General features: G+C 49.4%; 9 protein-coding genes. 2 read left to right on the top strand and 7 right to left on the bottom strand.

Annotated features, from left to right (window positions below):
• Nucleotides 1-86: 86 nt before the first annotated feature.
• The 4 genes from MGMO_RS04320 to leuS form a co-directional block, all read right to left on the bottom strand.
• A complete protein-coding gene (locus MGMO_RS04320) occupies nucleotides 87-281 on the bottom strand; it encodes a hypothetical protein (protein ID WP_036306839.1) in 195 nt (64 codons plus the stop codon).
• 93 nt (nucleotides 282-374) lie between these two features.
• Nucleotides 375-1397 carry a DNA polymerase III subunit delta gene (gene holA / locus MGMO_RS04315; protein WP_023493812.1) on the bottom strand — a complete coding sequence of 341 codons (1023 nt, stop codon included), beginning with the start codon at nucleotides 1395-1397 and terminating at the stop codon, nucleotides 375-377.
• 1 nt (nucleotide 1398) lies between these two features.
• Nucleotides 1399-1896, bottom strand: coding sequence for an LPS-assembly lipoprotein LptE (locus MGMO_RS04310; protein ID WP_023493811.1), 498 nt, complete (start codon nucleotides 1894-1896; stop codon nucleotides 1399-1401).
• Between the two features lie 9 nt (nucleotides 1897-1905).
• A complete protein-coding gene (leuS, locus tag MGMO_RS04305; RefSeq protein WP_023493810.1) occupies nucleotides 1906-4485 on the bottom strand; it encodes a leucine--tRNA ligase in 2580 nt (859 codons plus the stop codon).
• Between the two features lie 82 nt (nucleotides 4486-4567).
• Here leuS and MGMO_RS04300 point away from each other — a divergent pair, with 82 nt between their 5' ends.
• Nucleotides 4568-5053, top strand: coding sequence for a zinc ribbon-containing protein (locus MGMO_RS04300; RefSeq protein WP_023493809.1), 486 nt, complete (start codon nucleotides 4568-4570; stop codon nucleotides 5051-5053).
• A 61-nt stretch (nucleotides 5054-5114) separates the two neighbouring features.
• On the top strand, nucleotides 5115-5894 hold the full coding sequence (locus MGMO_RS04295) for a ParA family protein (protein WP_023493808.1): 780 nt from the start codon (nucleotides 5115-5117) through the stop codon (nucleotides 5892-5894).
• 218 nt (nucleotides 5895-6112) lie between these two features.
• Here MGMO_RS04295 and MGMO_RS04290 read toward each other — a convergent pair whose 3' ends face one another.
• The 3 genes from MGMO_RS04290 to MGMO_RS04280 form a co-directional block, all read right to left on the bottom strand.
• Complete coding sequence (locus MGMO_RS04290) at nucleotides 6113-6928, bottom strand: symmetrical bis(5'-nucleosyl)-tetraphosphatase (RefSeq protein WP_023493807.1); 816 nt, start codon at nucleotides 6926-6928, stop codon at nucleotides 6113-6115.
• A gap of 106 nt (nucleotides 6929-7034) precedes the next feature.
• Nucleotides 7035-7850, bottom strand: coding sequence for an adenosylmethionine decarboxylase (speD, locus tag MGMO_RS04285; RefSeq protein ID WP_023493806.1), 816 nt, complete (start codon nucleotides 7848-7850; stop codon nucleotides 7035-7037).
• A 4-nt stretch (nucleotides 7851-7854) separates the two neighbouring features.
• Nucleotides 7855-8271 carry an OsmC family protein gene (locus MGMO_RS04280; RefSeq protein WP_023493805.1) on the bottom strand — a complete coding sequence of 139 codons (417 nt, stop codon included), beginning with the start codon at nucleotides 8269-8271 and terminating at the stop codon, nucleotides 7855-7857.
• Between the last annotated feature and the right edge of the window lie 240 nt (nucleotides 8272-8511).

The following is an 8511-nucleotide window of genomic DNA, read 5'->3' as shown; positions in this document are numbered from 1 at the left end:
CCCGCCATCTCCCGTATGCCGCGCCGAGCATCGGAGCATTTATCGGGAATAGCCCGTTAGGGGTGCGGCAGGGATGCCGCACGTTGTCAAAGGGACAGGGAAGTCCCTTTTGACAACCCCCGGTAAATGCGAGAAGCGCAGGAAGTAAGCGGCATCGGGCGGATTTCTTTTGGATACTTTTCTTTGGCGGATTGTGCTCCTGCATTTTCCGCATTCACAACATCCATGTCGCTCATCCGCGCAAAGAAAAGTATCCCGCCCGCCAGTGCGGGAACTGGCATTCAATCAATCGTCGCGGTAGCGACACTTTAAATTCCCCTCACCCCAACCCTCTCCCACAAGGGGAGAGGGGCAATTTGAATTCCAAAACCCATCTATCCCGTCTTACCAAATACCAAAACCGACCCCAACCCCAAACACGCTTCCAACAACGTCTCCCAAGCATCCCCTCGTTGTTGGCCTTTAATCTGCCTGTCCGCTTTGGCACCTAACACCAGGACATTATTAAGTTCAGGATGAGTAAGCCTTTTTGATGAGGAGTCAATAAGCTGTTTGCGTTCACCCCAAACGCCATTTTTTTTCAGGATGAGCTCTTTTTCGCCCTGGCTTTGCGCGGCTTTATAGCTAATCAGGATTCGGGTTTCCCGCATGAGTGCCCACAACACAATCGCGGAGGCAATGCCTTCGGCTTTCAGCGAGAATAATATTTTTAGCACTTTATCGGGCTGTGCAGTCAAGGCGGATTCCACCAGCTTAAAGACGTCATATCGGGAATTGTCGGCCACGACATCGAGGATTTGCTGGGTATTGAGTTTGCCTGCGCCGAACAAGACGTACAGTTTTTCGATTTCCTGGGCGGCGGCCAGTAAATTACCTTCCATGCGGTCGGCCAGGATTTTCACTGCGCCTGGCTCGGCCGTTATCCCGCGCTGTTGCAATCTGTCTTGAATCCAACGCAGGAGTTCCTGCCCCGTCAACGGCCAAACTTGGACAATACAGCCGACTTTATCGATGGCTTGGAACCAGGAAGACTTTTGTGCGTCCTTGGTGATTTTTCCTGCCGTAACCAGCAATAAGGTGTCTTCAGGAAGGTGTTGGCAATAGGTCGTCAATGCTTTTACGCCATCCGTACCTAGCGTTCCCGACGGCAAGCGCAGGTCGAGAATTTTTTTGTCGGCAAAGATGGAATAATTGTCGGCGGAAACGCTCAGTTGTTTCCAGTCAAAAGCCTTGTCGGCAAAGAAAATTTCCCGTGACGTGTATTCCTGCTGTTTTGCCGATTGCCTGATGGCATCGGCCAGTTCACCCAATTGCTGTGGTTCGTCTCCGCTGAGGTAGTAGACGGGGGCGATATTTTTTTGCAAAGCACCCGCCAACTGCTGGGGCTTGATCTGCATACTATTTGCCTTGAGTTTCCAATACCGAACGGGCTCGGCTTATAATCGTCCTGACCACCTGCTGATACATTTCTTTTAGGATGACGGTTTCCTCGTTGCCTTTGGCAATGACGTCCTGCTGGTCGTTAAAATAGGCGCGCCTAAAGTCTACCGGTTCGCGGGCTATTAGGGTTTCATGTTTGGCATTGACTAATTGAAACTCAAGATGCCCCGCCAGTTCAATTTCATTCGACCGGCCTCTTGCGCTTAATGATAAGGAGCGATGTTCAATTTCGTCTTGGAAAATTCGCAATACCACATCGGCTTTGTCGCGCGAGTCAACCAGTTGCCCGGATGATGATTTCAGGGCGCTGTCGAATTGCTCGCGTAAGGTTGACGAGCCGCCTTCCATGTAGACGTTTTTCATCCCTTTGGGTAAATCATACGCGCCGCGTAAATGATAACCGCACGCCGTTAATAGCATGATGACAGTCAAGACAAATGATTTTTTTCTCTGCACATTTGGCTCCTAAATGACGATATTGACCAGTTTTTTGGGAACGATAATGACCTTTTTGACAGGATGGTCGGCTATGAATTTCGTCACATGCTCATCCAGTAACGCCGCTTTTTCTATGTCCCCATTAGAAGCCGAAGCCGGTACGGTCATTTTGCTACGCAGTTTGCCGTTGACCTGTAGGACGAATTCGATAGCATCCTGCACCAAGGCCGTTTCGTCGAGTTGCGGCCAAGGCATTGCGACCACTGCTTCCTGATGACCCAAATCCAGCCATAACTGGTGGCAGATATGCGGCACGATGGGCGACAGCATGAGTACGATGGCTTCCAACGCTTCCTGGCGGATGGCCTTGCCATTGGTGGATTCATCCTCAAACCGGGACAAGGTGTTCAACAACTCCATGTTTGCCGCGATGGCGGTGTTGTAAATGGTACGAACGCCCATGTCGTGCGTGACTTTCTGGATGGTTTGATGTAACTGGCGGCGAACGGTTTGTTGCTCGGGCGATAAGGTTCCCTTATCCAAGGCTTGGCTGGCAACGCCGGCGATTACGTGTTGATACACTTGCTTCCATAAGCGTTTCAAAAACCTTGAAGCGCCCTCCACACCGCTGTCCGACCATTCCAGGGATTGTTCGGGCGGTGCGGCAAACATGATGAACAGGCGCACCGTGTCCGCACCGTATTGGTCAATCAGGCTTTGGGGGTCAACCGTATTGCCTTTGGATTTCGACATTTTGCTGCCGTCTTTCAACACCATGCCTTGGGTCAGCAATTTCTTGAACGGTTCGTCGCAGCTTACCAAGCCTTCATCGCGCAATAATTTGGTGTAAAAGCGGGAGTAGAGCAAATGCAGGATGGCGTGTTCGATGCCGCCAATGTAGTGGTCAACAGGAAGCCAATGGTTGACCTCGTTATCCAGCATCTTATCCGCTTTGTTGCAGGCAAAACGGGCAAAATACCAGGACGATTCCATGAAGGTGTCGAAAGTATCGGTTTCGCGCCGCGCCGCTTTACCGCAGGTTGGGCAAGTGGTAAGCGAGAAGGTTGGATGGGCGACTAAGGGCGATTGCGAACCGTCCAAAACCACATCTTTAGGTAGCGTGACGGGTAAGTCCTTTTCAGGCACGGGTACGGTGCCGCAATCGTCGCAATAGATGACCGGAATCGGTGCGCCCCAATAACGCTGGCGGGACACGCCCCAGTCGCGCAAACGGAATTGTACTTGTTTGTCGCCGAGGTCTTTAGCTTTCAGGTCGGCGGCGATGGCATCGACCGCTTCTTTAGGATTAAGTCCGTTATATTTTCCACTATTGACCAAGACCATAAAATCATCTTTAGCTGCATACCATGACTGCCAATGTCCCTGCTCAAAAACCCTATCAATTTCACCGCTCCCGCTTCCATCACCATATCCAGCGCCTGCGCCGCTACCTCCACCATAGCCTGAGCCATCACCAAAACCGACAGAAACGTCGAAACCGAAATCAATTGTTTTGCGATGTAAAACTTGAACAATTGGTAGTTTGTACTTATTTGCAAAATAAAAATCCCGCTCGTCATGCGCAGGCACAGCCATGACCGCGCCTTCGCCATAACTCATCAGGACGTAGTTGCCCACCCAAACGGGGATTTGTTCGCCTGTTAACGGATGGGTAACGTTTATCCCAGTCGGCATCCCTTTCTTTTCCATCGTCGCCATATCGGCTTCTGCCGTCCCACTCTGCTCGCATTCTTTGAGGAATTCAGCCAATTCGGGATGGGCCTTGGCGGCATGGATGGCCAAAGGATGTGCCGCAGCCACGGCGCAAAAGGTAACGCCCATGATGGTGTCGGCGCGGGTGGTGTACACCCATAGTTTGTCGTCTTTGCCGTCCAGGTGATAAGGGAACGCAAACCGTACGCCATAGCTTTTGCCGATCCAGTTGGCTTGCATGGTCTTGACCTGCTCCGGCCAGCCGTCTAGCGTATCGAGCGATTGCAGCAGTTCATCGGCATAAGCCGTAATCTTCAAGAACCATTGGGCGATTTCCTTGCGCTCGACCTTGGTATCGCAACGCCAGCAGCAGCCGTCGATGACCTGCTCGTTCGCCAAGACGGTCATGTCGTGCGGACACCAATTGACGGGGGCGGTCTTCTTATAAGCCAACCCCTTTTCGAGCAACTTCAGGAAAAACCATTGTTCCCACTTATAGTAATCCGGATCGCAGGTGGCGATTTCCCTGTCCCAGTCGTAACCGAAGCCCAGTCGCTTGAGCTGGTCGCGCATGTAGTCGATATTGCTGTAGGTCCAGTCGGCAGGATGTACGCCGTGCTGCATCGCGGCGTTCTCGGCGGGTAGGCCGAAGGCGTCCCAGCCCATCGGTTGCAGGACATTCTTGCCCAACATGCGTTGATAGCGGCTGATGACGTCGCCGATGGTATAGTTACGCACATGCCCCATGTGCAGTTTGCCGCTGGGATAAGGGAACATGGACAGGCAATAATATTTCTCGGTGGACGGGTTTTCCGTCGCCTTGAACGTCCCCGATTCCGCCCAAAGTTGTTGTACTTTTTGCTCTATATCAAGCGGTTGATAAATTTCCTGCATCCTTATCGTCTTCAGTCGGTCAAAAGCGGTAGAATACCGTACCGACGCACAAATCTAAAGTGTCATTTTCAGGAGTCGCATTATGGCTAAAAATAAATTTGTTACTGCTTACACGGACTTGATGGAGCACCTTTATATTGCGATGGACAATACTTTGCACTCGATGGCGGATGCATTGGAGATAGCCAAAGAAAAGATTGGCCGTGTGGGTAGCCTGACCGTAGAGGAAATCGACACCATTTCCGATGCCCTAAAGCGCGATATTGAAAGCGCCGCACACGGCTTGCCCGAGCATCAGGACAAAAATACGCTTTCGGAATGGTTCAAGTTTGATATTGATTTGATTGAAAATTTTACGTTAGATGCCTTTCTTAGCTTGGCTGACAAAACCCGCATCGAACTTGCGAAACTGGGCGAGCAAGCCAAACACCATCAATACCAAAGCGGTGAAGTGACCTTGCCAGGCACGTTTACCTGCGACCAATGCGGCAAGGAAATCGCCTTCAAACAACCTAGCCAGATTCCGGAATGCCCGGCCTGTCACGGCAAATCATTTACCAGAATTTGATATTACCAGCTTTAGTCCTATAATGCAGTTTTCATCTACTTGATTCAACGGGGGAAATAATATGCGTAGAGTCATTTTTAACCAGAAAGGCGGTGTGGGGAAATCGACGATTACTTGTAACCTAGCGGCTATTAACGCCGTCAAGGGGAAAAAGACTTTAGTAATTGACCTGGATATTCAAGGCAATTCTACGCAGTATTTGTTAGGCAAGAAGGTGACAGATAGCGACAAGACCATCGCCCTGTATTTTAAAAACTGCTTGAGCCTTTCGCTCTTTGGCACCAACAGCAATGCTGGGCTTGAGCATGCAATCCACGAAACGCCCTTCCCTAATTTGTATGTCATTCCCTCGCATCCCGATCTTGAGCCGTTACAAGCCCGTTTGGAATCGCGCATGAAAGTCTTAAAGCTGAGGGATGCATTGGATGAGCTAACCGGATTTGAAAGCATTTACCTGGATACGCCGCCCGTCCTCAATTTTTACAGCCATTCTGCGCTAATTGCCGCCGATAAATGCTTGATTCCATTTGATTGCGACAGTTTTTCCAGGGAAGCCTTATACATCTTGATGCAAACCATTGCAGAAGTCAAAGCCGACCACAACCAAAAATTGGAAATTGAAGGGATTATCGTCAACCAGTACCAAAAACAGGCCAACCTACCCAATCAACTGGTGGAAGCATTGGTTGCAGAAGGCTTGCCGGTATTTGGCTCAATGATTTCGCCTTCCATCAAGGTCAGGGAGTCGCATTCCGTATCCATGCCCTTGGTGCATTATGTGCCAAAGCATAAATTAACTAATGAATATCATGCCTTATATGCAGAGATTCATGACATCTAAACGTATTGGTTTGTGGATGGCAAAAATTACCGGGCATCGGCGATTGCGCTGCCCGGAGTATGTTGAGGATTAACTGCGCAACGCATTGAGCCCCTCTTTATGGGCGCAAGCTTGATAAGGGAAAGGGTTGAAGCCCAAAAATGAGGCGCAGCAATTGGCGCGATACGAATGCAAAAAATTAGTAAAAATAGCTAGAAAATAGACGCACAAAACAAGCTTTAGGTATAGGTTTTGTGGCAGCAAATACTAAACCGTTGCACTTGCTCCCCCAGCCTCAATGCCGTCAACTGCCCGCCCCACAAGCATCCCGTGTCAATGGCAAAACAATTTTCGCCTTCGTAGTACCCTAGGCTAGACCAGTGCCCGAATACAATTTTCATCGTTGAATTTTTTCTCTTCGGCACGGTAAACCAGGGCATTAGGTCAGCGGGTTGCGATCCAGGAGGGCCGTTAAAATTCAAGTCCAGCCGACCGTCGGCGCCACAGTAACGCATTCGGGTAAAGCAATTGATAATAAACCGCAATCGGGACTTACCACGTAATAACGGCGACCAAATATCGGGTTTGTCGCCATACATGGCTTTCAAAAGGCTTTTGTAATCCTTGCCTTGTAATTCTTTTTCAACTAAGCGGGCCATTTTTTGGGTCTGGTCAAAATCCCATTGCGGAGGGATGCCTGCATGAACCATGCAAAAATTGTTGTCGTGATAAAACAAGGGGCGATGCCTTAGCCAATCGACTAATTCATCACGGTCAAGTGCCGCCAGCACTTGGTCGAGTGCTGTTTTGGTATTGGAGGATGGCGGTAAGCACGAGGCGGCGAGCAGGTGCAAATCATGGTTACCCAAAACGGTAATCGCGGCAGTGCCTAAGGATTTTACGAACCGCAGGGTTTCGAGCGATTTTGGCCCACGGTTAACCAAGTCGCCGACAAACCAAAGCTGGTCTCTGTGTTCATTGAACGGGATGGCGTCGAGCAGCCTTAGGAGGTCGTCGTAGCAACCTTGGACATCGCCAATCGCGTAAATCGCCATAATGTGCCTATCGGGTAATTAGCATGGCGTTCGCAATGATTTGTCTGGCAAAGCGTTGTCGAAAGGTTGAACTATGGCGTGAGTTCAAGGTGTTCAAAGGGGCTTTTTACGGCAAAGGGTCGGCGAGTTTAATTTTTTTGCGGCGGTAATTATGCCCGTAAAAGATTTCGGTCACTTCTTTTCTGAGCTTTTTTTCGATCTCGGCTTTTTGTTGCTCAGATAAGTTGCTTTCTTTCTCGAACAGGTAGTTCTCAAGTTCAGTTTCCTTGAGCATCATTTTGGTGTGGAAAATATTTTCCTGATACACATTCACATCAATCATTTGATAATCTTCTTGTGTATCTTGGGCAATGTAGTTCTGGATGGACGTAATGTTATGGTCGATATAGTGCTTTCTGCCGGTAATATCGCGGGTAAAGCCACGCACCCTGTAATCCATGGTAACAACATCTGACTCAAAGCTGTGGATGAGGTAATTCAAGGCTTTCAGGGGCGAAATCCGGCCACAGGTCGATACGTCAATATCTGCACGAAATGTACTGATGCCGTTGTCGGGGTGGCTTTCAGGATAGGTGTGTACAGTAATATGGCTTTTATCCAGATGCGCCAGGACAGTGTCGCGTAATGGCCCTGGGGTCTGGCTGTTCATGTTCGGTGGCGGTGTTACATCGCCCTCAGAGATTAGCATGGTCACACTGGCGCCCTGTGGGTCGTAATCTTGATGGGCAATATTCAAGATCTGGGCACCAATAATATCAGCCACATCCTTGAGAATTTGCGTCAATCGGTCAGCATTATAAGCTTCATCAATGTATTCGATATAAGCTTGCTGTTGTTGGGCTGGGGCATAGCAAATATCATATATATTGAAACTTAACGACTTCGTGAGATTATTAAAGCCGTGCAATTGCAATTTATTCAACGCATTAAACCTCGATTACTTCAAAATCATGGGTGATTTCCACTGCCTTGCTCAACATGATTGAGGCAGAACAATATTTTTCTGCAGACAGTTTCACCGCCCGCTCGACTGCGGACGCTTTCAAGCCCTTACCGCTAACGGAGAAATGCAGGTGTATCTTGCTGAACACGCTGGGAATTGCATCAACCCGTTCCGCCGTGACTTCAGCCACGCAGCCAGTGACGTTATTCCTGCCTTTTTGTAAGATTTGCACGACATCAAACGATGAGCACGAGCCAACGCCCAACAACAACAATTCCATGGGGCGAACCCCCATGTTGCGTCCGCCATGGTCGGGAGGGCCGTCTATCACGACGGCATGTCCGCTGCCGGTCTCGCCGACAAACATCACGCCATCCACCCATTTTATCGTCGCTTGCATGGTCTAACCTCTTGGTAAACGGGGCATAGGGTAGCACATTATTAGCGGTTGACAGAGTGTCAATGTGGTTTTTTTTGCTACACTGTATAAGCTTATGAATATTAATCGACCAGAATTAAGAATGGGTGGTACTGAATATGATAGTCACACAACAAGAAAGTCCCTACAAAAAAGTGATGGAGCAATTGTTGCATTTTTGCCATAAAAGGTCATACCCGCCCAAAACCATCGTGTTCCGTC

The sequence above is a fragment of the Methyloglobulus morosus KoM1 genome, assembly GCF_000496735.2.
Classification (GTDB): domain Bacteria; phylum Pseudomonadota; class Gammaproteobacteria; order Methylococcales; family Methylomonadaceae; genus Methyloglobulus; species Methyloglobulus morosus.
Note: the sequence above shows the minus strand (reverse complement) of the source record. Positions and strands in the feature narration are given on the sequence as shown.

Bases quoted from the DNA above. Each gene is read 5' to 3' on its own strand.
- MGMO_RS04320 (WP_036306839.1), bottom strand. From the start codon at position 281: ATGCCAGTTCCCGCACTGGCGGGCGGGATACTTTTCTTTGCGCGGATG.
- holA (WP_023493812.1), bottom strand. From the start codon at position 1,397: ATGCAGATCAAGCCCCAGCAGTTGGCGGGTGCTTTGCAAAAAAATATC.
- leuS (WP_023493810.1), bottom strand. From the start codon at position 4,485: ATGCAGGAAATTTATCAACCGCTTGATATAGAGCAAAAAGTACAACAA.
- MGMO_RS04300 (WP_023493809.1), top strand. From the start codon at position 4,568: ATGGCTAAAAATAAATTTGTTACTGCTTACACGGACTTGATGGAGCAC.
- MGMO_RS04295 (WP_023493808.1), top strand. From the start codon at position 5,115: ATGCGTAGAGTCATTTTTAACCAGAAAGGCGGTGTGGGGAAATCGACG.
- MGMO_RS04290 (WP_023493807.1), bottom strand. From the start codon at position 6,928: ATGGCGATTTACGCGATTGGCGATGTCCAAGGTTGCTACGACGACCTC.
- MGMO_RS04280 (WP_023493805.1), bottom strand. From the start codon at position 8,271: ATGCAAGCGACGATAAAATGGGTGGATGGCGTGATGTTTGTCGGCGAG.